Annotated in this window: 28 protein-coding genes; 23 read left to right on the forward strand and 5 right to left on the reverse strand. The window is 38.1% G+C overall.

The features are described 5' to 3' along the window. The first annotated feature begins 13 nt into the window (after positions 1-13). The 13 genes from CPS94_RS09565 (at position 14) to CPS94_RS09625 (ending at position 13,128) form a co-directional block, all read left to right on the forward strand. Positions 14-394 (forward strand): GtrA family protein, encoded by a 381-nt coding sequence (locus CPS94_RS09565; protein ID WP_112195911.1) that lies wholly within the window; start codon positions 14-16, stop codon positions 392-394. A gap of 15 nt (positions 395-409) precedes the next feature. Continuing rightward, on the forward strand, positions 410-1,570 hold the full coding sequence (locus CPS94_RS09570) for a hypothetical protein (protein WP_112194034.1): 1,161 nt from the start codon (positions 410-412) through the stop codon (positions 1,568-1,570). A gap of 135 nt (positions 1,571-1,705) precedes the next feature. Beyond that, on the forward strand, positions 1,706-2,821 hold the full coding sequence (gene glf / locus CPS94_RS09575; RefSeq protein ID WP_112194036.1) for a UDP-galactopyranose mutase: 1,116 nt from the start codon (positions 1,706-1,708) through the stop codon (positions 2,819-2,821). A 2-nt stretch (positions 2,822-2,823) separates the two neighbouring features. Next, complete coding sequence (locus CPS94_RS09580) at positions 2,824-4,251, forward strand: flippase (protein ID WP_112194038.1); 1,428 nt, start codon at positions 2,824-2,826, stop codon at positions 4,249-4,251. Positions 4,252-4,338: 87 nt separating this feature from the next. Next, positions 4,339-5,373, forward strand: coding sequence for a sugar transferase (locus CPS94_RS09585; protein WP_112194040.1), 1,035 nt, complete (start codon positions 4,339-4,341; stop codon positions 5,371-5,373). Positions 5,374-5,375: 2 nt separating this feature from the next. Next, positions 5,376-6,557, forward strand: coding sequence for a hypothetical protein (locus CPS94_RS09590; RefSeq protein WP_112194042.1), 1,182 nt, complete (start codon positions 5,376-5,378; stop codon positions 6,555-6,557). Between the two features lie 81 nt (positions 6,558-6,638). After that, the gene (locus CPS94_RS09595; RefSeq protein WP_112194043.1) at positions 6,639-7,514 is read left to right on the forward strand and encodes a beta-1,6-N-acetylglucosaminyltransferase; all 876 of its coding nucleotides are present in this window, start codon (positions 6,639-6,641) and stop codon (positions 7,512-7,514) included. A 13-nt stretch (positions 7,515-7,527) separates the two neighbouring features. Further along, a complete protein-coding gene (locus CPS94_RS09600) occupies positions 7,528-8,568 on the forward strand; it encodes a glycosyltransferase (protein ID WP_112194045.1) in 1,041 nt (346 codons plus the stop codon). Positions 8,569-8,727: 159 nt separating this feature from the next. Next, positions 8,728-9,516 carry a DUF4422 domain-containing protein gene (locus CPS94_RS09605; RefSeq protein ID WP_112194047.1) on the forward strand — a complete coding sequence of 263 codons (789 nt, stop codon included), beginning with the start codon at positions 8,728-8,730 and terminating at the stop codon, positions 9,514-9,516. A gap of 46 nt (positions 9,517-9,562) precedes the next feature. Beyond that, a complete protein-coding gene (locus CPS94_RS09610) occupies positions 9,563-10,177 on the forward strand; it encodes a sugar transferase (protein WP_112195913.1) in 615 nt (204 codons plus the stop codon). Continuing rightward, entirely contained in the window at positions 10,177-11,184 is a 1,008-nt protein-coding gene (locus CPS94_RS09615; protein ID WP_238145349.1) for a glycosyltransferase family 2 protein, read from the forward strand. Before CPS94_RS09610 ends, CPS94_RS09615 begins: the two co-directional genes overlap by 1 nt. Positions 11,185-11,195: 11 nt before the next feature. After that, a complete protein-coding gene (locus tag CPS94_RS09620) occupies positions 11,196-12,119 on the forward strand; it encodes a glycosyltransferase (protein WP_112286477.1) in 924 nt (307 codons plus the stop codon). A 16-nt stretch (positions 12,120-12,135) separates the two neighbouring features. Beyond that, positions 12,136-13,128: a glycosyltransferase family 2 protein gene (locus CPS94_RS09625; protein WP_112194051.1), complete on the forward strand. Its 993-nt coding sequence runs from the start codon at positions 12,136-12,138 to the stop codon at positions 13,126-13,128. A gap of 97 nt (positions 13,129-13,225) precedes the next feature. On the opposite strand, the gene CPS94_RS09630 is transcribed toward CPS94_RS09625, so the two are convergent. Further along, on the reverse strand, positions 13,226-13,813 hold the full coding sequence (locus tag CPS94_RS09630; RefSeq protein WP_162626440.1) for a glycosyltransferase: 588 nt from the start codon (positions 13,811-13,813) through the stop codon (positions 13,226-13,228). A gap of 26 nt (positions 13,814-13,839) precedes the next feature. Between CPS94_RS09630 and CPS94_RS09635 the strand changes: the two genes are divergently transcribed. Next, positions 13,840-14,367, forward strand: coding sequence for a helix-turn-helix domain-containing protein (locus tag CPS94_RS09635; protein WP_004047940.1), 528 nt, complete (start codon positions 13,840-13,842; stop codon positions 14,365-14,367). Then, the gene (locus tag CPS94_RS09640) at positions 14,352-15,227 is read left to right on the forward strand and encodes an IS3 family transposase (RefSeq protein WP_331250498.1); all 876 of its coding nucleotides are present in this window, start codon (positions 14,352-14,354) and stop codon (positions 15,225-15,227) included. Before CPS94_RS09635 ends, CPS94_RS09640 begins: the two co-directional genes overlap by 16 nt. Positions 15,228-15,242: 15 nt before the next feature. On the opposite strand, the gene CPS94_RS09645 is transcribed toward CPS94_RS09640, so the two are convergent. The 4 genes from CPS94_RS09645 to CPS94_RS09660 form a co-directional block, all read right to left on the reverse strand. Beyond that, on the reverse strand, positions 15,243-15,452 hold the full coding sequence (locus CPS94_RS09645; protein ID WP_112286479.1) for a hypothetical protein: 210 nt from the start codon (positions 15,450-15,452) through the stop codon (positions 15,243-15,245). A gap of 59 nt (positions 15,453-15,511) precedes the next feature. Further along, positions 15,512-17,314 carry a heavy metal translocating P-type ATPase gene (locus CPS94_RS09650; RefSeq protein WP_112286480.1) on the reverse strand — a complete coding sequence of 601 codons (1,803 nt, stop codon included), beginning with the start codon at positions 17,312-17,314 and terminating at the stop codon, positions 15,512-15,514. Positions 17,315-17,591: 277 nt separating this feature from the next. Next, positions 17,592-18,455, reverse strand: a complete 864-nt coding sequence (locus CPS94_RS09655) for a DegV family protein (protein WP_089135744.1) — start codon at positions 18,453-18,455, stop codon at positions 17,592-17,594. A gap of 117 nt (positions 18,456-18,572) precedes the next feature. Continuing rightward, positions 18,573-19,304, reverse strand: coding sequence for a hypothetical protein (locus tag CPS94_RS09660; RefSeq protein WP_056958486.1), 732 nt, complete (start codon positions 19,302-19,304; stop codon positions 18,573-18,575). Positions 19,305-19,586: 282 nt separating this feature from the next. Between CPS94_RS09660 and CPS94_RS09665 the strand changes: the two genes are divergently transcribed. The 8 genes from CPS94_RS09665 to CPS94_RS09700 all read left to right on the forward strand — a co-directional run bounded on the left by CPS94_RS09665 (position 19,587) and on the right by CPS94_RS09700 (position 26,247). After that, positions 19,587-20,099, forward strand: a complete 513-nt coding sequence (locus CPS94_RS09665) for an RNA polymerase sigma factor (protein WP_112194059.1) — start codon at positions 19,587-19,589, stop codon at positions 20,097-20,099. A gap of 124 nt (positions 20,100-20,223) precedes the next feature. Further along, entirely contained in the window at positions 20,224-21,093 is an 870-nt protein-coding gene (rfbA, locus tag CPS94_RS09670) for a glucose-1-phosphate thymidylyltransferase RfbA (protein WP_112194061.1), read from the forward strand. 16 nt (positions 21,094-21,109) lie between these two features. Further along, a complete protein-coding gene (gene rfbC / locus CPS94_RS09675) occupies positions 21,110-21,679 on the forward strand; it encodes a dTDP-4-dehydrorhamnose 3,5-epimerase (RefSeq protein ID WP_112194063.1) in 570 nt (189 codons plus the stop codon). Between the two features lie 4 nt (positions 21,680-21,683). After that, positions 21,684-22,670 carry a dTDP-glucose 4,6-dehydratase gene (gene rfbB / locus CPS94_RS09680; protein WP_112194065.1) on the forward strand — a complete coding sequence of 329 codons (987 nt, stop codon included), beginning with the start codon at positions 21,684-21,686 and terminating at the stop codon, positions 22,668-22,670. 90 nt (positions 22,671-22,760) lie between these two features. Further along, positions 22,761-23,600 (forward strand): dTDP-4-dehydrorhamnose reductase, encoded by an 840-nt coding sequence (rfbD, locus tag CPS94_RS09685; RefSeq protein ID WP_112194067.1) that lies wholly within the window; start codon positions 22,761-22,763, stop codon positions 23,598-23,600. Between the two features lie 13 nt (positions 23,601-23,613). After that, positions 23,614-24,384, forward strand: coding sequence for a DUF4422 domain-containing protein (locus CPS94_RS09690; RefSeq protein WP_112194069.1), 771 nt, complete (start codon positions 23,614-23,616; stop codon positions 24,382-24,384). Further along, positions 24,381-25,355 (forward strand): glycosyltransferase family 2 protein, encoded by a 975-nt coding sequence (locus CPS94_RS09695; protein WP_112286481.1) that lies wholly within the window; start codon positions 24,381-24,383, stop codon positions 25,353-25,355. The genes CPS94_RS09690 and CPS94_RS09695 overlap by 4 nt, the downstream gene beginning before the upstream one ends. Continuing rightward, positions 25,345-26,247, forward strand: a complete 903-nt coding sequence (locus CPS94_RS09700; RefSeq protein ID WP_162626441.1) for a glycosyltransferase — start codon at positions 25,345-25,347, stop codon at positions 26,245-26,247. The genes CPS94_RS09695 and CPS94_RS09700 overlap by 11 nt, the downstream gene beginning before the upstream one ends. The last annotated feature ends 9 nt before the right edge of the window (positions 26,248-26,256 follow it).

Genomic DNA, 26,256 nt, shown 5'->3' on the forward strand with positions numbered 1-26,256 from the left:
ATTTGATGCCACTATGCTAAAATTTATTATAGTTGGGATCGTAAATACTGCTTTTGGGATGGGGATCATGTTTGTTTTTTATAACTTTTTCCATCTTAGCTACTGGATCTCGTCAGCTTCGAATTATATTTTTGGCAGTATTTTGAGTTATTTTTTGAATAAGCATTTTACATTCCAAAATAAATCTAAAAGTTTAACGACAGTGATCAAGTTCACTGTAAATATCACTGTATGCTATCTGATCGCTTATGGAGTCGCTAAACCACTTGCCGTGTGGTTATTTAGTGGCTTTGATGCGCATGTGCAAAATAATGTAGCAATGTTGGCTGGATCGGTCTTTTTTGTGGGCTTGAATTATTTAGGCCAAAGATTTTGGGCCTTTAAAGAAGAATAGTTAGGAGGCTGTCTGGTGCTTGAAAAATTAGCGTTACACAAAGATAACCTGGGAAATCAGTTCTATATGTTTTGCTTTAGTCTGTATTTGATCGTTAATTTTATGGCAGGTACGACACTTTCACGGGCGTTAGGGCTAGGTGCGATCGTTGCTTTATTACGTCTATCACAATTAGCAGCATTATTGGTTTTTTGCAAGATCATATTTTTTGATCACCATAAATTCAATACGATTTTGGCGATCTTAGTTGGGGCTTGCTTTTTGTTTATCGTCTGTAAGCAAGCACATGAATTGGATCCATTTTTTATGTATCTATTTATCATTGGGGCATATGGGATAGATTTTAAACAAATTTTAAATAAATATATTTTGGTCGTCCTCTCGTTGCTCTTATTGATCTATGCAGCTGCGGTCCTAGGGCTTGTGCCTAATAATATCATGTGGCGTGAAGGTGCAGGTGTGATCCGAGCCGGTTTAGGGCTAGCGACGCCATCTGATCTAGCAGCGCATGTTTTCTATTTGATGCTTGCTTTTGCATTGGTACGGGATTTTATTTTCTCACGTCAAGAGATCGGTTTTATGGCATTGATCGCGATCTTGATATTCGCGATCACTAATAGTCGACTAGATGCAGTATTGATGCTGTTGTTGGTGTTAGTGATGTATTTTAGAGGACCAGTTTTTAAAGCCATTAAATTTATCGGTGTTAAAGGGGCAAGTGCGCTCGTAGGTATCTATGCTTTTGGAAACTTATTGCTAACATATTTTTTTGACCCCTATGATCCATTTTATGCGCAACTTGACGCCTGGTTATCAAGGCGGTTGTTATTTGGAAAAATGGCATTTGAAAAGTACCCGATCCACTTGTTTGGCCAATATATCTATCAAAATGGCAATGGAGATCCAAGGGGCTTTGTAGTCTATTACTTTATCGATTCTGCGTATGTTCAAGCACTAATGATGTTTGGGATCGTCTTTTTATTGTTTATGTTAGGCTTGCTAGTTTATTTGCTTTATCGCGCGTTCAAAAAGCAATATTATGGCTTAGCGATCGCAGTTTTATTGATAGCCCTGAGTATGGCGGTCAATCATCATTTTTGGCATGTATCTTATAATGTCAGTTTACTAGCTTTATTGGCGGTTTTACCTACAGTATCAGATACCAAATATTCTTAATTTCTTAGCCTACTTTATAAGAAAGTAGGCTAAGTTTTTTTTCTGTGGTATAATGCAAAAGGAATTACCGTCGTTGTGACGGCTTTTTGTTTAATTAGACAAGATAAATCAGATATCTTTGGAGGAGTACATATTATGTCTAAATATTTAGTTGTTGGTGCAGGACTTTTTGGGGCTGTCTTTGCCAATGAAGCGGCTAAGCGTGGCCATGAAGTTACAGTGATCGAAAAACGTGATCACTTAGCAGGAAATATTTATACAAAAGAAGTCAATGGGATCCAAGTGCATCAATATGGAGCACATATTTTCCATACTTCAAATAAAAAAGTTTGGGATTACGTGAACCAATTTGCTGAATTTAACCGGTATACGAATACACCAGTAGCAAATTACAATGGTGAGATCTATAACTTGCCTTTTAACATGAATACTTTCAATAAGCTTTGGGGAGTAGTCACACCTAAAGAAGCTAAAGAAAAGATCGATGAACAACGTGCTGTTTTGAATGGTAAGACACCAGAAAACTTGGAAGAACAAGCTATTTCGTTGATCGGTACCGATATCTATGAAAAATTGATCAAGGGTTATACTGAAAAGCAATGGGGGCGTAAGGCAACTGAATTACCAGCCTTTATCATTCGGCGTTTACCTGTGCGTTTGACTTACGATAACAACTATTTCAATGATGATTATCAAGGGATCCCAGTTGGTGGCTATACTCAGATCGTCGAAAAGATGTTAGCTCATGACAACATCACCATCAAAACAAATACCGATTTCTTTGATGACAAAGACCAATATTTGAGTGATTACGATAAAGTTTTATTCACTGGGATGATCGATCAATTCTTTGATTACAAATTAGGTGAATTAGAATATCGCAGTTTACGTTTTGAGACTGAAAACTTAGACGTTGATAACTACCAAGGTAATGCGGTCGTTAACTATACTGATGCCAAAACACCATATACGCGGATCATTGAGCATAAGCACTTTGAATTTGGTAAAGGTGATAAGAATAAGACCGTTATAACCCGGGAATATCCTGCTGATTGGAAACGCGGTGACGAACCATATTATCCCGTCAACGATAAGAAAAACAACGCGCTTTACACTAAATATCAAGAGCTAGCTAAACAAGAAGCACAAAATGTGATCTTTGGTGGACGTTTAGGACAATATCGTTATTACAACATGGATCAAGTGATCTCAGCTGCTTTGACCACAGTTAAGCAAGAATTTGGTGATTAATTATGAAAGTTCTCCGCAACTATTTGTATAATGCGGGCTATCAAGTGTTAGCGATCATCGTACCGCTGATCACAAGTCCCTATATCAGTCGGGTCTTACATGCGTCAGGGGTCGGCGATAACGCTTATACGAACTCGATCATTCAGTATTTTGTTTTGATCGCTGGTCTAGGTGTTGGTTATTACGGGAATCGAGAAATTGCATATGTTCGTGAAAACCGGCAAAAGATGTCAGAAACTTTTTGGGAGATCCAGATCTTAAAAACATTGACGACATTGGTAGCTTACATTACATTTGTGATCTTTTTGCAGCTTTATACCGAGTATACTGAATATCTTTGGATCCAATCGATCAACATCATTGCAGTCGCCTTTGATATCTCATGGTTATTTATGGGGATCGAAGACTTTAAGAGTACGGTTATTAGAAATACTGTGATCAAGATCAGTTCGATGATCTTGATCTTCACCTTTATTCGGGATGCCAATGATGTTGGTTTGTATATCTTTATCGTAGCTGCTTCAGCTTTAGTGGGCAACTGGGTCTTATGGCCATATCTGCGTAAGATCTTAGTACCCGTGAAATTACGACAATTGCATCCACTAAGGCATTTTAATCCGACCGTATCGTTATTTATTCCACAAATTGCGACGTCGGTTTATCTTCAGCTCAATAAGACGATGCTAGGAGCGATGGTCGGCTCAGAATATTCTGGTTTTTATTTTAATGCTGATCAGATCGTTAAAATGGTCTTAACGTTAGCGACCTCATTAGGAACAGTGATGTTACCACATATGGCTTCGGCCTTTGCTAAAGGCGATCATAAGCGAGTCAATCAGATGCTTTATACTTCATTTGACTTTATTTCGTTGTTATCAGTGGCGATGACGTTTGGTCTAGCAGCTGTTTCCTTGCAATTAGGACCATATTTTTATGGTAAGGGCTTTGGTCCAGTTGGATTAGCAATGTTGATCGAGTCAGTTGTTATTTTGCTGATCGCTTGGAGCAATACTGTTGGGACGCAATATCTTTTACCAACGAATAAAGTTAAAGCTTTTACGACCTCAGTTGTTTTGGGGGCACTCTTTAATATCGTAGCCAATTTACCGTTTATTTACTTTTGGGGATTAAACGGTGCGATGTATGCAACGGTTCTCTCCGAATTAGTAGTAACAGGATATCAGTTATGGTATATCCGTGATATTGCTGATTTCAAGCAGATGTTTGTCAATGTGCCTAAGTATCTTTTGGCGGGAATAGTGATGTTTATCCCAGTTTTTGCAATGAGCAATTTGATCAAGACAAGTATTTTGTCGATCGGAAGCGAAGTTGTATTAGGCGTCATTATTTATGTGATCATGATCGTTTTGTTAAAACCAACTTCTTTGACACAAGTAACCGCAATGGTCAAACAAAAATTCAACAAATAGATGGATGCGGTAGGAATTCAAGCCTATCGCATTTTTGAATATGCTATAATTTAGGAGATAGTTAATCTGAACAAAGGAATAGATAAGATGAATAAGTATGTCATAACACTCGAAAGCTCTCAAGCTAACAACGCTGGTCCCAAAGCCAAGGCTGATGTTGAGCAATTTTTGACGGAAACTGATTATCAAATATTACCGCTAAAAGTTAATTTGGATCCAGCAGATAAGAGTTTTGGGGCTAAGTTAAAGAAGATCTATTACGGTAAATACTATATCCCTAAAATATTGCAACAAAGTCAAGCAGATGTGATCTTATTGCAATATCCAGTCTACTCTGCTTATTTGACAAATGAGCTGTTTAAAGCGATCAAGCAAAAAACAAACGCAAAATTGTATTTATTGATACATGACATTGAAACTTTGCGCTTGTTTGGAGGCGATAAAGCTCAAAGTCAAGCAGAACTAGCACTGTTCAAACAAGCCGATGGGATCATTGCTCATAATGCTAAGATGCGTAGTTGGCTGGAAGAACAAGGAGTGACTGTTCCGATCGTTGAACTGGGATTATTTGACTACTATAATCCAACCCCTTTAGTTAAGCAGCGACCTTTTGCAAAGAGTGTGGTGTTTGCGGGAAACTTAGCTAAAGCTGATTTTTTAAAAAAAGCAGCAACATTAGATTTTGAACTGACACTTTTTGGACCAGCGCCAGCTAAAACTTATCCTGAACCTCTCAAATATGCAGGGGTCTATCCACCGGATGAGTTAGCTAAACATTTCTCACAGAATTTTGGTTTGGTGTGGGATGGTGATAGTTTGCTGACATGTAATGGCGTATTTGGTGAATATATGCGCTACAATGACCCGCATAAGGTCTCACTTTACTTGAGCAGTGGTCTACCTATTGTCATGTGGAAAGAAGCTGCCTTAGCTGACTTTATCGTGACGCATAATGTGGGCTTTGTAGTTGAAAGCTTGACTGAAGTTGGCAACGTATTAAAACAAATGACACCAGAACAGTACCGTGAGATGCAACAAAATACCTTGACTTTGGCACAAAAATTGCGCCAAGGTCACTTTATTAAAACAGCGATCAAAAAACTAGAAAGTTTGGAAGGATAACCATGGATAGAGTTGAAGATTTAAGAAATAGTTTTAGTAACAAACTCTTACAAAAAGTCCCTAATTTGGGAAGCATCATTTATTTTGTGAGTTTTACATGCTATTTATTTGCGATGTCGTTAAAAGGCACGATGCTAGTCAATTTCTTGCTCTCAGAAAGAGCTTTGTTTTATTTGTCGATCATTCCAGCCTTTTTGGTCACTTTAAAGATCATCTTTTTAGATGACCATAAATGGCAAGATTTAACGATCTTCATGTTACTAGAGATCATATTGTTTGCAGTCGGAACAAATGCAAATGAATATCAGATCTTTTATCTATTGTTCTTTATCATTGGGGCTAAAAACATTGATATTGACAAGATATTGCAGTTGTTTATTTGGATCAATTTAGTTGTGATCGTCCTATCATTGATTTTTGCGTTAAATGGTAGTGTCCGTAATGTGATGATCACGAGAGCCGATTCACCGGCAGTTCGTTATTCACTAGGGGCTGTTTATCCTACCGATCTAGCAGCACGTGGATTTTTTATGATGTTAGCTTATACGGCGCTCAAACGATTCAAGCTCAATATAGCCGAGTATATTTCTTGCGTAGCTTTGACAGCGCTAGTTTACTTTGTGACTGATACGCGGATAGATCTTTTATTAATGCTATTTTTGCTGATCTGTGTAGCAGTATATCCTAAGTTGAGCCCACTTTTTGCTAAAATACCAGCATATTTACTAGAAGTGGTCACTATTTTATATACATTGGCCATTATATTGATGGGATATTTCTATCATCCGGGTTTTTGGCCACTAGAAAAGATCAATAGTTTTTTATCAGGCAGACTGATTTTAGAAAAAGTAGCCTTTAATGACTATAATGTACCTTTGTTGGGTCAATATATCTATCAAAATGGCTTTGGTGGTGGATTTAAAGTTGTAGATTATTTCTATATTGACTCTTCATATGTTAGAACGTTAATGATGCATGGGATCATTATTTTTGCCTTAATGTTCTTACTGTTTTACTTGTTATTTACACGCTTCCGCCAAGAGAAACTCTACTATTGGAGTATTTGTTTGCTATTGGTTGTTTTGACAGCAGGGATCGACCAACATATGTGGGATGTTTCCTATAACTTTGTCTTTTTAGCGCTTTTTGCTAATTTGAATGGATCAAGGCAATTGGTTGCTTAGCCCTTATTTTTTAGGTAAGATACGATAAGATACTAATTTAGAAAGGAACAACTAGACCTGTTGTGTTTAGTTAGGTAAGCGATGCAAGCCATTTTACTTTTGGCTCACAAAGAAATGCCATTAATTAAAGAATTGACGCAAAAGCTCAGTAAGTCATTTGAGATCTATATCCATTTTGATACCAAAATGCAACTTTCTGCGGCGGATGAGGCGTTTCTAAAAGAGTATAAGATCCACTATATTTCTGAGGTGAAAGTTAATTGGGGTAGTTGGAGCATCGGGGAAGCAACTGTTAGATTGATGCGATTAGCTTTAAAAAATCCCGCGATCAGTTATTTTCATATTATTTCGGGCCAAGATTGGGTCGCCGCCAACATTGAAGAACTCTACCGGCATTTTGAAAATGATTCTAAGATCTATATGGTTTACGAAAAAGCTGCTGAGGTCAAAAAAAATGGGGAACCGATCATTTGGTGGCAAAAATACTACTTTAATTATGATCGCATAAACCGGCGAAGTACGTTTGGTAAGATCTACCATCGTTTGTTGATCTCGATGCAGACGTTACTACGTGTAGATAAATTCAAGCGTTTAGGGATCAAAGAAGAGATCTATGCTGGTGCTAATTGGGCTGATCTGCCACGTGACACAGTTGAATATTGCTTAGAATATCTCGATTCGCATCCCAAATTTTTGCAAATGCTCAAAACAGGGTGCTTTTCAGATGAATTTTGGATGCAGACGATAATTTGTAATGAGCCATGTTTCAAGGAAAGATTGATCAATGGAAATTATCGCTATATCAAGTGGGAAGAAAAACACGGGAGTTATCCAGCCATTTTGGATGAGGAGAATTTAGCTGAGATCCAACAGGGAGATTATTTCTTTATTCGCAAAGTCGAAGCCAAACATTCCAGTGAGCTGTTGCGACAATTAGATCGCATCAATAAAAATTAGTGAGGGAACAGGGATGAAACTGAAATTTTTATGTACGAAACTATCTGGAACTGGAGGGACTGAGACAGTTTTGGTTAAAGTTTTGAACCACTTGGTCACCCAAAATGAAGTTGAGTTAGTTTTGGCAGATGAGCCAGTAAAATATGAGTGGTTAGATAAATTGGATCAAAAAATCAAGGTCAAGATCTATGCAGGACGGTTTGAAAAGCTCATCAAGATCGCACAGTTATTTCTCAGTGCCGATAAGAGTACCTGTTTTATCTCACTGAGTCCAAAGATCATCAAGTTAGGGGCAAAGATTAAGCAGCTCTTACATAAGCAATATACCTTGTTATCATGGATCCATTTTTCCTTAGCAGACCAAGATATGTTTGATGCAGCTAATACGATACCACTAGCTGATGGTCATTTAGCGATCAGTTCACCGATCAAGGCAGAATTAATGAAATATGGTGTTCCAGAAGAGAAAATACGTCTGATCTATAATCCAATCGAACCAGAGCCAGCTGAGTTACCAAGCTATTCGGACAACAAACCGCATTTCTTTTACGCGGGGCGTCTGATGTTGGCTGGACAAAAAAATCTCGGTGAATTGCTGACAGGAGTCGCACACTTCGATGAAGCATTATTAGATATGTATGGAACTGGAGTGGATGCGAAAAAGTGTGAGTCCAAGGCGACTGAACTTGGAATTGCCGATCGAGTGACTTGGCATGGGTGGACGCCAGATCTATGGCAAACGATCCAAAAACGCCCGACTGCTTTAGTGATGACCTCGACTTATGAAGGTCTTCCGATGATCATGCTTGAAACGATCGCACGCGGGATCCCTGTAGTGTCTAGTCGCTTTAATGGTTATCGTGATGTGTTAAAGGAGGGGGAAAATGGCTTTACGTATGATGTTGGCGATTTGGCAGGGTTAGAGCAGGCTTTACATGCAGCCACTCAAGCTACTTTTGACCCCCAAGTAGTCAAGCAAAGCATTGCCCCGTTTTATTTAGAGAATTATTTTGCTAATCTAGAGCAAGCATTAGTAGAATTAGCTAAAAACTGATCAGAGGTAATAGGTTCAAGCAATTAAGTTTGGACCTTTTTTATATGTCAAACGAATTGTTAAAGAGTTTTAGCTTGATTGCAAAGTTACGTAGATATAGCTATAATGTTAGGAGTAATATTAGTCTGTAGATAATGATCACAGAAGAAAGAGGACGCTTTGAAAGCTGAAGTATATGTTGTAAGTCATAAAAAAACAAAAATGCCAAAAGATGAAATTTATCTCCCTTTACAAGTAGGTAAAGATCCAGAAAATTTTAAGGGATTTTTGCGCGATAATACTGGGGATAATATTTCAGCTAAAAATGAAAATTATTGTGAACTGACCGCACAATATTGGGCAACTAAGAATAGGACCGCTGATGTTAAAGGGTTAGTTCATTATCGGCGTTTCTTTTCCAATGGCAAACGTAATTTTTTTGCTAGTGTAGATAAGAAGTATCAAGATATCATGACGTCTGAGACCTTGCAGAAAGCTCTTCAAGAATATGATATGATCCTGCCTAAAAAGCGCAATTACTATATTGAAACTTCATGGTCACACTATGAACATGTTCATCATATCAAGGATCTTGAGACAACGCGGCAAGTGTTAGTAGAAAAGTACCCTGATCATGTACCGTTCTTTGATCAAGCTGTCAAGCGCCGTTCAGTACATATGTTTAACATGATGATCGCTAAAAGTGAGTTATTTGATGCTTATACTACTTGGTTGATCGATGTATTGTCGGAAGTAGAAAAACGCACTGATATCAGTGACTATACACCATATGAGAAGCGGATCTATGGTTTTATCAGTGAATTATTATTGGATGTTTGGGTCGATAAAAATCAGATCAGCTATGTCGAGTACCCTGTAATGTTTATGGGAAAACAGAATTGGGTCAAGAAGATCAGTTCGTTTTTGATCAGAAAAATAACTGGGAAGCCATCCCGCCTAGATAACTAACGTCTTGCAAAAAGGAGATGAGATTTTGGACAAAGGTATCAGTAAAATGATATATCTAGTAGTAAAGCGACTCTTTGACATAGTAGTTTCACTTTGCGCCTTAGTTTTTGTAGTACCACTGACATTTGTGATCTGGTTGGTCGATAGTTTTGGTGAGAATAAGGGGCCAGTCTTTTATAAGCAAAGAAGGATCGGTAAAGACCATCGTCCTTTCTATATTTATAAATATCGTTCGATGATCGTTGATGCTGATAAAAAACTCAAGGAAGATAAAGCTTTATACGCATTGTATGTAAAAAATAGCTATAAACTCCCACCAGACAAAGATCCACGGATCACAGGCTTTGGGCGCTTTTTGCGCAAATCATCGGTGGACGAATTGCCTCAATTTTTCAACATTTTAAAGGGTGATATGTCATTGATCGGTCCAAGACCTGTTGTTGAAGAAGAATTAGCACAATATGGTGATCGAGTAGATAAATTCTTATCGGTAACACCAGGTGCTATGGGATATTGGCAAGCCTCGGGAAGAAGTACAGTTCATTATCCTGAGCGTTGTGATCTTGAACTATACTATGTTGATCATGCTTCACTGTGGTTTGATATAAAGATTTTATTTAGAAATATTATCAGTATTTTTAAAACAGAGGGTGCCTACTAATGAATGAACAGATGACACAGGAAAAACCATTAGTCAGTATTATCGTGCCAGTTTATAACGTTGAGAAATATTTACAGGCTTGTTTAGAGTCACTAGCTCGCCAAACCTATCCTGAACTTGAGATCATTTTGATCGATGACGGTAGTACGGATTCTTCGGGTAAAATGTGCGATGAATTTGCTCAAAAAGATCCACGCTTTAGGGTCGTCCACCAAGCTAACGGTGGTCTTTCCAATGCTAGAAATCATGGTATAAAACTAGCCCAAGGTGAATACTTAACATTTGTTGACTCTGATGATACAGTAGCAACGGATTATGTGACTTTTTTGTATGAATTATTGGAAGTAAAAGGGTTCAAGTCACCGATGTCGATCTGTGCATTGAATAATGTTTATTTGGCGACTGGAGTTGAAAAAAATGATGGCAATGGTTTGGTGACCACTCTCAGTGGGAAAAAAGCGATCGAGATGATGTGTTATCACGATTTAGTTGATACCTGTGCCTATGCTAAATTAGCCAAAAAAGAGTTATATGAGACAGTAGCTTTCCCTGAAGGTAAGATTTTTGAAGATATTGCAACTACATATCAATTATTTATGCAATGTGATTCGATCGAGTGTGGCTTTTTGCCTAAATATAACTACATGTTACGAGCTGGATCGATCACGACTTCAGGCTTTAACGCAAAGAAATTAGAGTTGTTAGAGATGACTGATCAGATGGCAGAAGATGTAGTGGCACGCTATCCTGATCTAGCCGCTGCAGTTAAACGCCGTCAAGTATATGCACGCTTTAGTACGCTAAATCAGATGTTAGACATTACAGAACCGGATCTAGTAGCAAAGCGAAATGCGATCATTAAGTATCTGAAAGTCAATCAAGCCCAGGTAGTATCTGATCCTAAGACGCCAAAAAGGGACAAGTTGGGTTATCTTATGTTGAAATTTGGTTTTCCAATGTACAAGGTCGCTTGGAAAAATTATCTCAAAGTCAAGGGCCAACGCTAAGAGGTGACTAGATGAAAATATCAGTTGTAGTTTCAGTTTTTAATGGTGAAAAATATATCAGCGAGCAGTTAGATTCATTGCGTCAGCAAACACGTCGCCCCGATGAAGTCTTATTGTTTGATGATGGCAGTAGCGATAAGACCCCACAGATAGTTGCCGACTATATCACCAAATATTCGCTAGCTAATTGGAAATATACGCGTAATCCTGAAAATAAGGGATGGCGACGTAATTTTATGGATGGCATGTGGGCAGCAAGTGGCGCGCTTGTCTTTTCTTGTGATCAAGATGATATTTGGCATCAGGATAAGTTAAAGATCATGAGTGAAGTGATGGAAAACTCTCCGCAGATCAGCTTGCTGACTTCAAATTATGAGCTCTTTTTTGAAGATGGTAGTCATAAAGATGGCTTTAAACAAAATGATGGTAGTGTAAGTCAGATCCCTTTGAAGAATAACTATTTATTGGTTGGACGCCCAGGGTGTACCCATTGTATCCGAAAAGAACTCCTAGATACGGCACGCAAGTATTGGCGTCCGGAATATCCGCATGATACTTTATTGTGGCGCTTAAGCTTATTTAGTGACGGCTTGTATAACTATAACGGCAATTTGATAAAATGGCGTAAACATCAAAATAGTGCCTTTACCAAGGAAAGTCGTGATCTAAAATCTGTTGCTGCAAAGAAAAAGTGGATCCAGACCGCACGTGCCTTTGATGATACTTTACGCGAGTATGTAAATAGCGGTGAGATCGCTGATAAGGCTACTAAGTTAAAAGTTTTAGACCGCAATGATCGTTGGCTTTCTGTCAGAGAGCGATTTTATCTGACAAAAAATCCTTTAGTAGGTATAAAGTTAGCAACTTACTGGGATTGCTTTCCGCGTTATCGCCAATATTTAGGGGATTGGTATTTGATCTATCTCAAACACTAAGAAAGAAGGCAGAATTATGATCTCAGTCGTTATGGCGACCTATAATGGTGAAAAATACATTGAACGACAACTAACAACGCTATTAGAACAAACGCGTCGACCAGATGAAGTGATCATTTGTGACGATGTTTCGACTGATAATACTGCTCAGTTAGTGCAAGATTTTATTAAAGAGCACAGTCTTGCTGATAAGTGGCATTTTTCGATCAATGAAAAGAATTTAGGTTATCGTAAGAATTTTGCGCAAGCTTTGGCAAAGGCTACAGGAAAATACATTTTTTTAGCCGATCAAGATGATGATTGGCATTTGGACAAAATAGCCAAGATGGTTGCCCTTATGCAACAACAGCCGGAGATAAAAGCATTGAATTGTGCCGTGCAGTTGATCGATGCTAACGGAGAACCACTCAACTTGCCTGAGAGTAAAGCTTTTTACAACGCTGGTTTTATTTATTCAAAAACCCCTTTAGCCAAGTTGACCCAATTCAATGCAAATGCGATCATGCGTAACAATATTTCTCCTGGATGTACGATGTTGATCCGAAGTGAGTTACGAGATATCTTGGTGGAAAATTATCAAGCTGAGATGCCACATGATTGGTATCTGAATTTAATGGCGGCTTTAGACCATGGATGTTATTTCTTAAATGAAGAACTCATCGGTTATCGGATCCACGAAAATAATACTTTGGGCGCCTCAACTGATACACGCTGGCAAAAGGTGTTGGCCAAGTTTGATGTCAGTGAGAAGATCGCTGAACAAGAGGACAATCTATGTGCGTTAGATAATTTAGCCCAAGCTTTAAAATTGATCGATGCCCCAGAAGTTCTACATTTAGAGGAATATTATGGGACACGCTTGGCGTATTATAAGCAACCTAATTTAAAAACTTTGGCTAAGTTGAAACGTTATCCAGAATACCGTACTGATTCTAAATTGCGTGGTCGTTTATGGGATTACGCCTTAGCATTACATTTAGAAAAAGTGATCGCTAAAATAGCAAGCTAAAGCATATGAGATAACACCATATGAATGAATAACGCGGGCCCTACCACGATGGTATCATCATGATAGGGTCCGCGTTTTCATATGACGCTGACCACGCTTATTTTTTTAGCAAATATTTTAGATACATCTTAATGAGATAGGCATTGACGAACATTTTAGCGCCTAAACCACGGGTCGGCCAACGTTTGACAGTCGTGTTGATCGAAGCCGTCTGTGCTTGATATTTCTTGATCAGTTGCTTAACTTGAAGTGTATAGCGAAAATCTTCAGACTTACCATCAGAAGTATGCCAAATTGCAGCTGGAACAACGTAATTTTCACGCTGGTCTTTTTGAGCCAAGAGGCATTGTTCTACGGCATAAAGATGCCAGCCTTCCTTTGGTGGAAAAGGCCGTTTTTTCCAATAGTCACGAGAAATGACGAAGAAACATTCGTCTAAAGTTTGGACTGGGGTAGGTCCAGTGATCGGGCGCCCAACATGTTCTTTATGGTCGCCGTGGATGATCGTTGTCAAAATGATCCGATCATTAGCAACTAATTCTTTAGGACTGCCCGCAATACCAGCAACACCAAAATCTTTTGGAAGTGATCTGATCTGGTCTAAGACATCTTTTAAAGCATGCTCATTTAAAAAACGAATATCTGGGTGTAGGAAGACGTGAAGTGAACCCCCTAAGTTGGACAAAGGAATCTAACTTAGGGGGTTTTACTATGACTAAATTTTCTTTTGAGGATAAGTTGCGGGCTGTAAATATGTATCTAAGAGGATATGGAAGTAACACAGTAGCTAAAGTTTATAAAGTGAAGAATCACTCAAATATCCTTATGTGGGTCAAACGATATCAAAAATATGGTATTGATGGGTTAAAAGTTCGCTACCCTAAATACGATTACGATGGAAATTTTAAGCTCAACGTTTTAAACTGGAGAAAAAGGCATAAGGCTTCCTATCCGGAAACGGCACTTCAGTTTGATATAAGTAATCCTGGGACGATCGCGACTTGGCAACGTAAATTGGATACTAAAGGTGTTGATGCCTTATTTACTAGAAGAGGACGGGCTAAACACATGACGACCAACAATAATAAACAAGCAGAAAAATCAGAATTATCTGAATTAGAACGTTTACGAGCTGAGAATCGTGCTTTACGGGTTGAAAATGAATACTTAAAAAAACTCGATGCCTTGGTTCAGAAGCGCGGACATCGCAAGAAAAATATCAAATCATCCAAGAACTAAGGCAAAAATTTAAATATACATTGGATGAAATACTACCTTACACTAGTCTTAAACGTAGTACATTTTACTATCAAGCCCAACGAATAAACAGGCGAAAAAATAAAGATGAGGAGCTATTAAAGCTTATAAAGGAGGTCAAATCAAAGCACCCGTGTTTTGGTTATCGTACAGTAACACTGAAATTACGATCTCAAGGCATAAAAGTAAATCATAAGCGTGTTAGTCGCATCATGCGAGAAAATGATCTATCAGCGCATATGTATAATAAACAAAGGCGAAAATATAATTCTGCCCTTGGACCACAAGGTAAGAAAGCTAAGAACTTATTACATCGACGTTTTGATACACATTTACCATTTCAAAAAATGGTGACCGACGTAAGTGAATTTAGGTATGGAAATAAGACACAAGAAGAACGTGTCTATCTTTCACCTATCAAAGATCTATGTACAGATGAAATAGTAAGCTATAGTATCAGTAAGCATCCAACAACAGACTTCGTGGTAAAACCGTTGGATGCATTGATAAAACTTAGACCTAAATTAAACTATCGTATGACTCTCCATAGCGATCAAGGTGTCCAATATCAGAGTGTCCAATGGCGAAAGAAGCTAAAAGAAAATAGGATCTTTCAAAGCATGTCTCGTAGGGCAACGTGCTTAGATAATGCACCCATGGAAAGTTTTTTCCACACAATGAAAGTAGAGCTATATCACAATAAAGAATATACAACACAAGAAGAGTTGGTCAAAGCAATGATCAGCTGGATCAGCTATTACAATAACGAACGGATAAAGGTCAAACTAAAAGGCAAGACACCGGTAGAATACCGACATCTTGCCTTAAGAAATATAGTCTAAATAGAGTGTCCAACTTTATGGGTTCACTTCAACGAGATATTTTCCTCTAGCTTTTTTAGCAGCATCATTAAAAGCTTTGCGAGCAGAGTTATACTCATTATTTTCATTGTTGATACGGATCAATTCATAGTCAACGCCAGTCTGTTTCTCTAGGCCAGCTTTAAAAGCTTGGTAGACATCTTCTTTATTGACGATAGTGATCAGTGAATATAGTGGATCGGTCATATTAGTTCCTCTTCAATCAGTTTAATTACTAATATTTTACTACAATCCTGTTTAAATGACTATTTCTCATGGGAATAGCGAGCCCGCAAGCCCCAAAGGATCGAAACGGTGTCGATGACTTCTTGAAACATTGCGCCCACGATCGCTGGGATAAGACCGGTGCTAGCAACTAACATTAAAAAGACACAGATAAAGATCCCGATCAAAACAGCTTGGCGTGCAATACGTAAAGTATCTTGGGCGATCTCAACGGCCTTAGCGACTTTTAGCAGATCATCTTTTAAGATCACGACATCAGCTGATTCACTGGCTGCTGTGGCTCCATGGGCCCCCATGGCGATCCCGACATCAGCGACGGTCAATGAAGGGGCATCGTTGACTCCATCGCCGACCATGATGACGGGATGCTCACTTTCAGGTACTGCTTTTAAAGCCTTGATCTTTTCTTCAGGTAATAATTTTGCCCTAACATCATCGATCCCGACTTCTTTAGCGATCGTTTGGGCAATAGCTTGTTGGTCACCCGTCAACATCATCAAGTGTTTGACTCCATGGTCGCGTAAAGTTTGCATCGTTTGGGCAGCTTCAAGGCGTAATTTATCAATGAAAGTGATCGTACCGATATATTGGTCGTTCAAACTAATATAGACACAAGTTTGGGTCGTTTCAGCGACTTGGGCTGTTGGGGCAACAAACGAAGCCTTTCCGACTTTAATAGTCTGACCAGCGATCTGTGCTGTGACCCCGTTACCTGTGACCTCAGATAGTTGCTGAACTTCTAATAAGTTAACATCATGTTTAACCGCATAATTGAGCAAGGAACGAGCTAGGATGTGGCCGGAAGATCGTTCAGCACTAGCTGCGTAACTTAAAAGCTCTTCTTTGGTCGTACCTGCTACGGGTTTGATCTGATCGACAAAGAGGCGACCACTGGTGATCGTCCCGGTCTTATCAAAGGCGGCTGTTTTAGCTGTTGCCATCTTTTCCAAGACACTGCCTGTTTTGACCACGATCCCATTACGTGACGAACGGCTCATCCCAGATACCAAAGCTACTGGGGCCGCTAAGATCAACGGACAAGGTGAAGCTACGACCAAAACTTCAGCAAAACGTACTGGGTCTTTAGAAACAAACCAAGCGATCCCAGCGATCACAAAGGCGATCCCAGTAAATGGAACGGCATAACGGTCAGCCATTCGGACAAAATGAGCTGGGGTACTGTCGGCTTGTTTGACCAGTTGGATCAAGCGTTGATATTGACTATCTTTAGCGAGTTTATCAACTGTCATTGTTATCGCAGAATCACCATTGATCGAACCAGAATAGACAGTATCACTAACATTTTTGGTGATCGGTCTAGATTCACCAGTCAAGCTCGATTCATCAAACATACTACTGCCTTTGATGATATGCCCATCGACAGGGACAGTCTCACCGGGTTTGACGACCAATTGATCGCCGATGTTAGCTTCATCGACTTTGATATCGATGAGTTTGTCAGCTACAACTTTGTGAGCAGTCTGTGGTGAATTATCGAGTAAAGCTTTTAATTCGGTATGCGCTTTTTTAGAAGCATAATCTTCAAGCGAATCACCGCCGACCAACATGATCAAGACGATCATCGCAGCCCAATACTGACCTACAGCAAGTGTGGCAGCCACAGCAGTGATCGCCAGCAGATCGACCCCATAGCTACCCGAGCGTAAGGTTTTGATCATTTCTTTTAACATAGATAAGGCGATCAAAGTCCCAGTTACCGTAATAATGATCTGCGCGACCAAGGCAAGCCCAAAGCCAAATTCTAGGATCGCTGAGAATAATGCGATCGCAATGATCAAGCCTAATTTAGTTGAATGTTTCATAATTAACATCCCCTCGTAAAAAATAATTTCAGTTCTACTTTACTTAAAGCGTAACACCGAAAATAATTAATGTAAATTAGAATCGTTCTAAATAATAATGATTCTCAATTAGCGGGGATGAAATCTTGATTTGATAGGGTTTGTATGTTCAGGTGAAAAAGGACGTAATTGAAAAAGATTATCAATTAGAGAGAGCAATGTATAAAAAGGCGTAAAATGTATATTGATACAAAAAAACAGCCACCTAATACAGGTCGTATTGGATGGCTATATGGTATTAAGCTTCAGTTTTCTCTGGCTTTTCAGCCAATGTGATCACGCCCACAGCGTTTAGCCCTGTATGTGTCATGATGATCGGACTTGTTAGGCGTGCGATGTAGGTCGCTTTACTATTTTCTGGTAAGATCGTTTCTTTGATCTTTTCCAAAAATTCTGGATCGGTCCCGACATTTGACAGCGAAAGAGCTTGGATCGGATTATCTTTGTGTTGTTCTGCTAATTCTTTACAGTGCTTGATGAAGGTCTTGCGACTTCGCCCCTTGGTAAAGACATCAAGGCTGTGTTCATTTAAGCGGACGATGATCTTTAAGTTGATCAGTTTTGTCAAAGCACCAGCAAAACGACTCACACGTCCACCAGCAACAAGGCAGTCGAGATTATCTACCAACACGTCGATCGTTGTGCGTGAGTAGATATCAGCACAGTGTTCTTTGATCTCGGCGATCGATCTGCCTTCTCTTGCGTCTTTAGCAGCTGCTAAGACTTGGAATGCTAGCCCACGGTCAGTCGATTTGCTATTGATCACAGTTACATCAGCCTCTGACATATCAGCTGCACTGAGCGCTGTTTCAAAAGTTCCGCTCAAAACATCGGAGATCAAGATCGCCAAAACTTGGCTACCATCTTTGCCTAATTCATTGAAAGTATCGATAAAACGCCCCATTGCTGGTTGACTGGTCTTAGGGATGTTACCCTTGCGCAATTCTTCAACTAGTTGTTCGCGACTGATGTCTTCACCATCAATGTAGTTTTTACCATTTACCTCGACTGAAAGCGGAATGACCGTAATATTATTTTCTTTTATCTCTTCAGGTGTTAATTGAACAGATGAATCCGTAACGATTTTGATCGGTTTTGTCATAAGTATTTACTCCTTGGATCAAGCTCTATATTATTAATCATTTCCATTATATTATAACTTTAATAGCTTGTGAATCAATAAGAAATAGAATCCAAGTCTAGTAAGATAAAGCGTTTTTTATAGATGATCGTACCTTTGCTTGAGGCGATCTTTGATGAGTTTGACTTCACTTGCAGATGTGACCCCACTTTCACGATAGATCAAAGTGATGATCATTGTTAGATAATCATCTAAAAAAGCGGTAAGTGATAAGGTATCAAGTTGCTTTTCTAAGTTGCAAAGTGAGTGGTCGTTTGGTAAGTCCAACGAAAAATCAGCATTTATCTCATGGATGATCTGGTGGAGTTTATAGTAGATGGTCGTTGTTGTTTTTAAGTTGCTGAGATATGTTTTTTTATTGATAGGTAAGACATAGCGCGTCTTATCATCATGATCAAAGATGAACGTGATATGGTCTGGGTCGCTGAAATAATCATAATAAACGTGATCAAGTCTGACCCAACTGGTCGCATGACGGGTATAGCCACTTAAAGGGACGAGTAAGATCTTTCCCCAGACATAGGGCAGACATGGTGTTTTTTTAGCAAATGATCCGACTAGTGCGCGTGTTAATAAAAGCCCAACTGGCTGTTGTTTGATGAATTGATTGACTAAACGTGTCGTCTCTTTGTCACTGATAATGATCCCGCGTTTAGTATCTAAGATGAGTGAGCGACAGTTCTTTAGTCCAAGATCATGACAATCCCAAACTAAAAGAAGGGTCTGTTTGTCCAAATATGCGTCAGCATCAAAATATCCTTGTTGATAGAGTTTGACTAAACCAGCATGGTCAAAGGAAATTGTTTCCATAAAATTCACCTCTTGTAATTTTAAGTTTTTCTTAACTACTACCGCAATATCTCACAATTATAAAGTTTATTGGACTTATTTTTAAGGCTATAAGAAATTATGTTTGTGTTATAGTAGCTGATAGATAGCTTAAACCTTATCATAACAGGGTTTTAAGCGAACTAAAAAATTACTTGCAGTTTTTTTGCGGTAAGATGCAGGTTTTATCCAGTTCATATAGGTCGTATGCTGAAAACAGTTTAGGGCCCTAGACAAACTTTATCAGTAAAGGGAGTCTAGTTTATGTATGAAAAAGGATTTGCATATTTATTGCAAGGAGAACATGAAAAAGTCATCTATGGTGTTTTAAAGCATCTGCATGTATCGCGACAAAATCCAGATTATGAAGATCTAGTGGTAGAAGGACAATTGGTTTTTGCCCAAGCTTTTTGTATGTACTGTGAGAGTCATGCAATTGTCAAAGAAGCCGAAGTCATGCCGTATCTGTACCAAAAGATCAAGTGGCGTTTGTTAGATGTATTGCGAAAAAAGACATGTCTCAAACAAAGACAATGCAGTTTACCAGCCACCGAAGAAATGTTGTGGGCAAAAGAGGAAAGTGATTTTGATGATCTCGCTACGGGGGATCTATTGGCAAGATTATGGGAAAAATGTACACTAAATGAACAAAATTTTTTAGCTTTAAGACTGAACTCAGATATATCTGTGGCAGAAATAGCAAAATTACTGGCAGTTAGTCGAAAAACAGTGTATAAATATAAGGGAAGTATTTTGAAAAAATATAAGGCATTATAGTACTAAAGTAACAATTGCTTTTTTGTAATAAAAGTGTAATTGAATTTACGATGATTATGTGCGAAAATTAGCATGAATGACTAGCTATAAGCATTTTTAAATTATTTTTAATAAGGAGTCTTATATGAAAGGCATAGTTTTAGCTGGTGGAAGTGGAACGCGTCTTTATCCGATCACGCGTGGTATTTCTAAGCAATTGATCCCAGTATATGACAAACCAATGATCTATTATCCGCTGTCAACCCTGATGTTGGCAGGGATCAGAGATATTTTATTGATCTCGACCCCAGAGTACACACCATTATTTAAAGATCTTTTAGGTGATGGGTCCGATTTTGGAATAAATCTTTCCTATAAAGTTCAAGAACGACCAAATGGATTGGCGGAAGCCTTCATTTTAGGTAAGGATTTTATTGGTGATGACTCGGTCTGCCTAATTTTAGGCGATAATATTTATTATGGCAGTGGGTTGAGTCAACTATTAAGAGAAGCTACTAAAAAGAAGCAAGGAGCAACAGTTTTTGGTTATCACGTAACTGATCCTGAGCGCTTTGGTGTAGTAGAATTTGACAAAGACCATCGTGCTTTATCGATCGAAGAAAAGCCTGCTGAGCCTAAGAGTAATTATGCAGTCACAGGGCTTTATTTCTACGATAATGATGTTGTTTCGATTGCTACGGGCTTGAAACCATCAGCGCGAGGAGAGTTGGAGATCACTGACATCAACAAAGAATATCTAAAACGTGGTGATCTAGATGTTAAGCTCATGGGACGTGGTTATGCATGGCTCGATACTGGAACGCATGATTCGATGTTAGAAGCTTCAAGTTTTATCGCTACGATCCAAAAGCGCCAGAATTTAAAAGTTGCTAGCTTAGAAGAGATCGCATATCGCCAGGGGTGGATCTCCAAAGAACGCTTGATAGAATTAGCACAACCAATGAAGAAAAACGACTATGGGCAATATTTATTGCGTTTAGTCAATGAAGATTAAGTAGGAGTAGTTAAACATGGTTAAAGTTATCGATACAAAGTTACAAGATGCTAAGATCATCGAGACCGATGTTTTTGGTGATCATCGTGGTTTTTTCACGGAAACATATACAAAGCAAAAATTTGTCGAAGCCGGGATCAATTTTGATTTCACTCAAGACAACCAGTCACTTTCAGTTGAACCAGGTGTCTTAAGAGGCTTGCATTATCAACGTGCACCTTATGCTCAAACTAAATTATTACGGGCCGTTACAGGTGTCATCTATGATGTGATCGTTGATGTTCGTAAGGGCTCACCTACATATGGTCAATGGCAAGGCTTTATCTTAAGTGAATACAACCACCGCCAATTATTAGTCCCAAAGGGTTTTGCTCATGGTTTTGTGACTTTGACCCCAAATGTAAATGTTGCTTACAAAGTTGATGGCTACTACAATCCAGAAGCTGATGGGGGGATCGCATTTGATGATCCAGATCTAGGGATCGACTGGCCAATGCCGATCGAACATTTGATCTTATCGGATAAAGATAAAAAACATCCACGTTTAAAAGACGCTGATCTAAACTTTACTTACGGAAAGGACTAACCTGATGAAAAACTTACTTGTAACAGGCGGTGCCGGTTTTATCGGTAGTAACTTTGTCCGCTACATGCTCGAAAAATATCCTGAATATAAGATCGTTAACTTAGATCTATTGACCTATGCTGGTAATATTCATAATTTAGATGATCTAAAGGACAACCCTAATCATGTCTTTGTTCACGGCAATATTACAAACCGTGAATTGGTCGAACATTTAGTTAAAGAACACGATATCGATACGATCGTAAACTTTGCGGCTGAAAGTCATGTTGACCGTTCGATCTTGCATCCAGAAGTTTTTGTAGAAACAAATGTGCAAGGGACATTGGCACTCTTGCACGTAGCTAAGACAATGGGCTTAGAAAAATATTTGCAAGTTTCGACTGATGAAGTTTATGGTACTTTAGGTAAGGAAGGATACTTCAGTGAAACGACACCATTAGCACCTAACTCACCATATTCAGCAAGTAAAGCCTCTGCTGATCTGTTAGTTCGTGCTTACTATGAAACTTATGGTCTGAATGTGAATATCACACGCTGTTCAAACAACTACGGGCCATACCAATTCCCTGAAAAGTTGATCCCGTTGATGACATCAAATGGGATGGATGGCAAGAAATTACCGATCTATGGGGATGGTAAAAATATCCGCGATTGGCTTCATGTCTACGATCACTGCCAAGCGATCGACCTTGTTTTACATAAGGGTCGCAAGGGTGAAGTTTATAATGTCGGGGGACATAATGAACGGACCAATAATGAGATCGTACACTTGATCGTTGAACAACTTGGTTTAGGAGAAGAGGCAATTGAATATGTTGCTGATCGTTTGGGACACGATCGTCGTTATGCGATCGATCCAACAAAGATCGAAACTGAACTCGGTTGGAAGCCAAAATATACTTTTGATACAGGTATCGTTGAAACTGTTGATTGGTATTTAAACAACGAAGAATGGTGGCGCCCACTAAAAGAACGTGCAGCCTTGAATTAAAAAATAAGCAATAAGGGGTTGGTGTTATTTAGTTACATCAACTTCTTATTCAGTAAGGACAGAAAGTTAAAATTTAGGAGATAAAATAAGATGAAAATTTTGATCACTGGTGGCAATGGACAATTAGGTCAAGAATTACAATATTTATTGGATGAGCGTGGGATCGCTTATGATGCAGCTGATGTCGATGTGTTGGACATCACTGATGAAGCCAAAGTTGATACGTACTTTGCTAAAAACCGTCCTGAGATCGTGTATCACTGTGCAGCATATACAGCGGTTGATAAAGCTGAAGGTGAAGGTAAAAAAGTAAATGAATTAGTCAATGCAGTTGGCTCAGAGATCATGGCCAAGGCTTGCAAAAAATATGATGCTTTGATGGTCTATGTCAGCACCGATTATGTTTTTGATGGTTTACGAACAGAAGGCGAATATATGCCAGATGATCCTAAAGGCCCACGTAATGAATATGGTCGGACTAAGCTATTAGGTGAACAAGCGATCGAAAAATACTGTGATAAGTATTATATCGTCCGAACAGCTTGGGTCTATGGTAAATGGGGCCACAACTTTGTTTACACGATGTTGAACTTAGCTAAAAATCATGATCGTTTGACTGTGGTCTCAGATCAGATCGGGCGTCCAACTTGGACCCGGACATTAGCTGAATTTTTGACTTATCTAGTTGATAACAACATCGAATACGGTATTTATCAATGCAGTAATGATGGTCAATGCTCATGGTATGAGTTTGCTAAAGAGATCTTAAAAGACAAAGATGTTGAAGTTGTTCCAGTATCTTCTGATGAATATCCGACCGCTGCTTTTAGACCACCATATTCAGTGATGCATTTGGCTAAAGAAACCGGCTTTGAATTTCCAATGTGGCAAGATGCATTAGCTGAATTTATGAAACAGATCGAAGAATAAAGGATTAAGAATTGTGACAACAGAAGTATATGTAATTTCTCATAAAGAATATAAGATGCCACAAGATAAGATCTATTGCCCACTTCAAGTTGGTAAAGCGCCTCAGATCACGGGTTATTTACGTGATGATTCTGGGGAAAATATCGCTTCAAAAAACCCAAACTATTGTGAACTTACGGGGCAATATTGGGCCTGGAAGAATCGCCAAGCTGACGTAAAAGGCTTAGTTCATTATCGGCGTTTATTTACTAATGGTCAAAACCCATATGGTAGTAAAGAAAGTAAATATAATAAGTTGTTGGATGAAGAAACTTTAGCTACTTTATTACAACAATACGATCTGATTTTACCTAAAAAAAGAAATTATTATATTGAAACTTTATGGAGCCATTATGAACACTCCCATAATATCAAAGGGCTAGAAGTTACACGCGAAGTGATCGCAGAAAAATATCCCGCTTATTTATCAGCGTTTGAGCAAGTCATGAAACGTAAAAAAGCACATATGTTTAACATGATGATCGCTAAAAGTGAGATTTTTGATGAGTATTCGGCGTGGTTATTTGATATTTTATTTGAAGTTGAAAAACGAGTAGATATTTCAGACTATTCACCGTCTGAAGCACGAATTTTTGGATATATCAGTGAGTTGTTATTGGATGTTTGGATCGAAGTAACTCGACCTAAGTATTGTGAGTTACCGGTAGCGTTTATTGAGGGACAAAATTATCTTGTAAAAGGCGCTAATATGATCCAACGGAAATTGACAGGTAAATATGAATGATTAAATTACTTAAAGAATTAAAAGTAAGTACGAAATCGTTAAGAATAGTACGTGCGTTGCATAATAAAACTGATAATTTAAAGGTAAGAAAAGTTATTGATATACTATTTATTCTATGTGGTCTACTAAAACTTGCGATTCGGAAAAAGAAACAGTTTAAACCTGAATTATTGGAAAAAATTGCTATAGTCGGAATCGTGAAAAATGAAGGACCATATCTGAAAGAATGGATCGAATATCATAAGTTATTAGGGGTATCTAAGTTTTATATCTACGATAATGCAAGTACTGATAATACAGCAGATATTCTAAAAGAATTCATAGAGGATGGTTCTTTAAGATATCAGTATGTTTCTGGAGTAGCTCACCAAATGGATGTTTATAATGCTGCTCTAGAGATAGCACGTAAAAACGAGGAGTATCTATTGTTTTTAGATGCTGATGAATTTGTTTTTTTACAAAATAATTCAGCCAATCTACTTGAGTCCATACAGAAAATTTTTAGGAAAGATTCTCATATTGGTGGTATTGCCATAAATTGGTTAGTTTTTGGGTCAGCTAACCATAAAGAAAAGCCTAAAGGATTAGTGACCCAAAATTATTTTTTTAGAAGTAAAGAAGATTTTGAATTCAACGTACATGTAAAAACAATCTGTGATCCAAGAAAAGTTGCAGGCGTGTTAAATCCACATTATCCTGAGTATTTATTTAATTATTATGCTGTAGATCAAAGATTTAATAAAGTATTTGGGGCATTTAATAGAGGTGGTATCAATCAAAATATCAGAATAAACCATTATTTTACAAAATCTAGGGAAGAATTTATCTTAAAACGGAATCGTGGAATGGCAGATAGTAACCGAGTCAGAGATCCAAAAGAATTTGAAATACATGATAAAAATGATGTATATGATGATTCAATGAAACGGTATAAAAAAGATTTAGAAAGGAGATGTGATTTTGAAGGATAGCGCAAAAATTTGTGCAGGTATTGTTTTGTATAATCCAGAGCTTGAATTATTGCAAAAGAATGTAGATGCTTTATTGGAGCAATCAATAAAGCAGATTTTCTTATATGATAATAATTCAAAAAATGCAGTTGAAATTGCTAAATTTTTCAGAGATTATGATAAGGTCGAATACCTATGTAATGATGAAAATAAAGGGATTGCTTATGCACTTAATCAATTAATTGATTATGCGGACAAAAAGGGATATGACTGGTGTCTAACGATGGATCAAGATTCAGTTTGTGCGACAAATATGATTGAAGAATACACTAAATATCTTGATTATCCTAAGGTAGCGTTAATATGTCCATTTGTTCTAAACAATGGAAAATTTACATTAACAGAGTTCGAAAAGCTACGATTAGATAATGTTACTGAACTCAAAGACCCGATCGATTGCATTACTTCTGCTTGTTTAAATAATGTAAAAATTGTGAAGGAAGTAGGTGGCTATACCGAAAAACTATTTATTGATTTTGTTGATACAGATTTAAATTGCAAGGTGCTAGAGAACAATTATAAGATATTAAGAATAAATACTACTTATTTAGTTCAGCAAATGGGGAATGCACATAAAGTACCATTTTTTGAATTATTACAAAAAATGACCAAAAAAGATGTATTTAGACGAATGAAAGTTGCAAATGTGTATACAGATCAGCGATTATATTACTCTGCTAGAAATAGTCGTTATGTTCGTAATACGTATAAGAATCATGGCAAGCGTACCGGCATAGTTTTTATGTTTGCTTATTATTGTTATTTTACATTAGTTTATCCAATGGATAGAAGTAGAATAAAGATGTGGTTGTCCATTATAAAGGGACATCGAGATTATAAAAAGCTTGACTGAGGATTTAGA

Source organism: Ligilactobacillus murinus (assembly GCF_003288115.1).
Taxonomy (GTDB): Bacteria; Bacillota; Bacilli; order Lactobacillales; family Lactobacillaceae; genus Ligilactobacillus; species Ligilactobacillus murinus.

Excerpts from the sequence above, each read along its gene's own strand:
- CPS94_RS09565 (WP_112195911.1), top strand. The coding sequence starts at position 14 with ATGCTAAAATTTATTATAGTTGGGATCGTAAATACTGCTTTTGGGATG.
- glf (WP_112194036.1), top strand. The coding sequence starts at position 1,706 with ATGTCTAAATATTTAGTTGTTGGTGCAGGACTTTTTGGGGCTGTCTTT.
- CPS94_RS09580 (WP_112194038.1), top strand. The coding sequence starts at position 2,824 with ATGAAAGTTCTCCGCAACTATTTGTATAATGCGGGCTATCAAGTGTTA.
- CPS94_RS09585 (WP_112194040.1), top strand. The coding sequence starts at position 4,339 with ATGAATAAGTATGTCATAACACTCGAAAGCTCTCAAGCTAACAACGCT.
- CPS94_RS09590 (WP_112194042.1), top strand. The coding sequence starts at position 5,376 with ATGGATAGAGTTGAAGATTTAAGAAATAGTTTTAGTAACAAACTCTTA.
- CPS94_RS09595 (WP_112194043.1), top strand. The coding sequence starts at position 6,639 with ATGCAAGCCATTTTACTTTTGGCTCACAAAGAAATGCCATTAATTAAA.
- CPS94_RS09600 (WP_112194045.1), top strand. The coding sequence starts at position 7,528 with ATGAAACTGAAATTTTTATGTACGAAACTATCTGGAACTGGAGGGACT.
- CPS94_RS09610 (WP_112195913.1), top strand. The coding sequence starts at position 9,563 with ATGATATATCTAGTAGTAAAGCGACTCTTTGACATAGTAGTTTCACTT.
- CPS94_RS09615 (WP_238145349.1), top strand. The coding sequence starts at position 10,177 with ATGAATGAACAGATGACACAGGAAAAACCATTAGTCAGTATTATCGTG.
- CPS94_RS09620 (WP_112286477.1), top strand. The coding sequence starts at position 11,196 with ATGAAAATATCAGTTGTAGTTTCAGTTTTTAATGGTGAAAAATATATC.
- CPS94_RS09625 (WP_112194051.1), top strand. The coding sequence starts at position 12,136 with ATGATCTCAGTCGTTATGGCGACCTATAATGGTGAAAAATACATTGAA.
- CPS94_RS09635 (WP_004047940.1), top strand. The coding sequence starts at position 13,840 with ATGACTAAATTTTCTTTTGAGGATAAGTTGCGGGCTGTAAATATGTAT.
- CPS94_RS09645 (WP_112286479.1), bottom strand. The coding sequence starts at position 15,452 with ATGACCGATCCACTATATTCACTGATCACTATCGTCAATAAAGAAGAT.
- CPS94_RS09650 (WP_112286480.1), bottom strand. The coding sequence starts at position 17,314 with ATGAAACATTCAACTAAATTAGGCTTGATCATTGCGATCGCATTATTC.
- CPS94_RS09655 (WP_089135744.1), bottom strand. The coding sequence starts at position 18,455 with ATGACAAAACCGATCAAAATCGTTACGGATTCATCTGTTCAATTAACA.
- CPS94_RS09660 (WP_056958486.1), bottom strand. The coding sequence starts at position 19,304 with ATGGAAACAATTTCCTTTGACCATGCTGGTTTAGTCAAACTCTATCAA.
- CPS94_RS09665 (WP_112194059.1), top strand. The coding sequence starts at position 19,587 with ATGTATGAAAAAGGATTTGCATATTTATTGCAAGGAGAACATGAAAAA.
- rfbA (WP_112194061.1), top strand. The coding sequence starts at position 20,224 with ATGAAAGGCATAGTTTTAGCTGGTGGAAGTGGAACGCGTCTTTATCCG.
- rfbC (WP_112194063.1), top strand. The coding sequence starts at position 21,110 with ATGGTTAAAGTTATCGATACAAAGTTACAAGATGCTAAGATCATCGAG.
- rfbB (WP_112194065.1), top strand. The coding sequence starts at position 21,684 with ATGAAAAACTTACTTGTAACAGGCGGTGCCGGTTTTATCGGTAGTAAC.
- rfbD (WP_112194067.1), top strand. The coding sequence starts at position 22,761 with ATGAAAATTTTGATCACTGGTGGCAATGGACAATTAGGTCAAGAATTA.
- CPS94_RS09695 (WP_112286481.1), top strand. The coding sequence starts at position 24,381 with ATGATTAAATTACTTAAAGAATTAAAAGTAAGTACGAAATCGTTAAGA.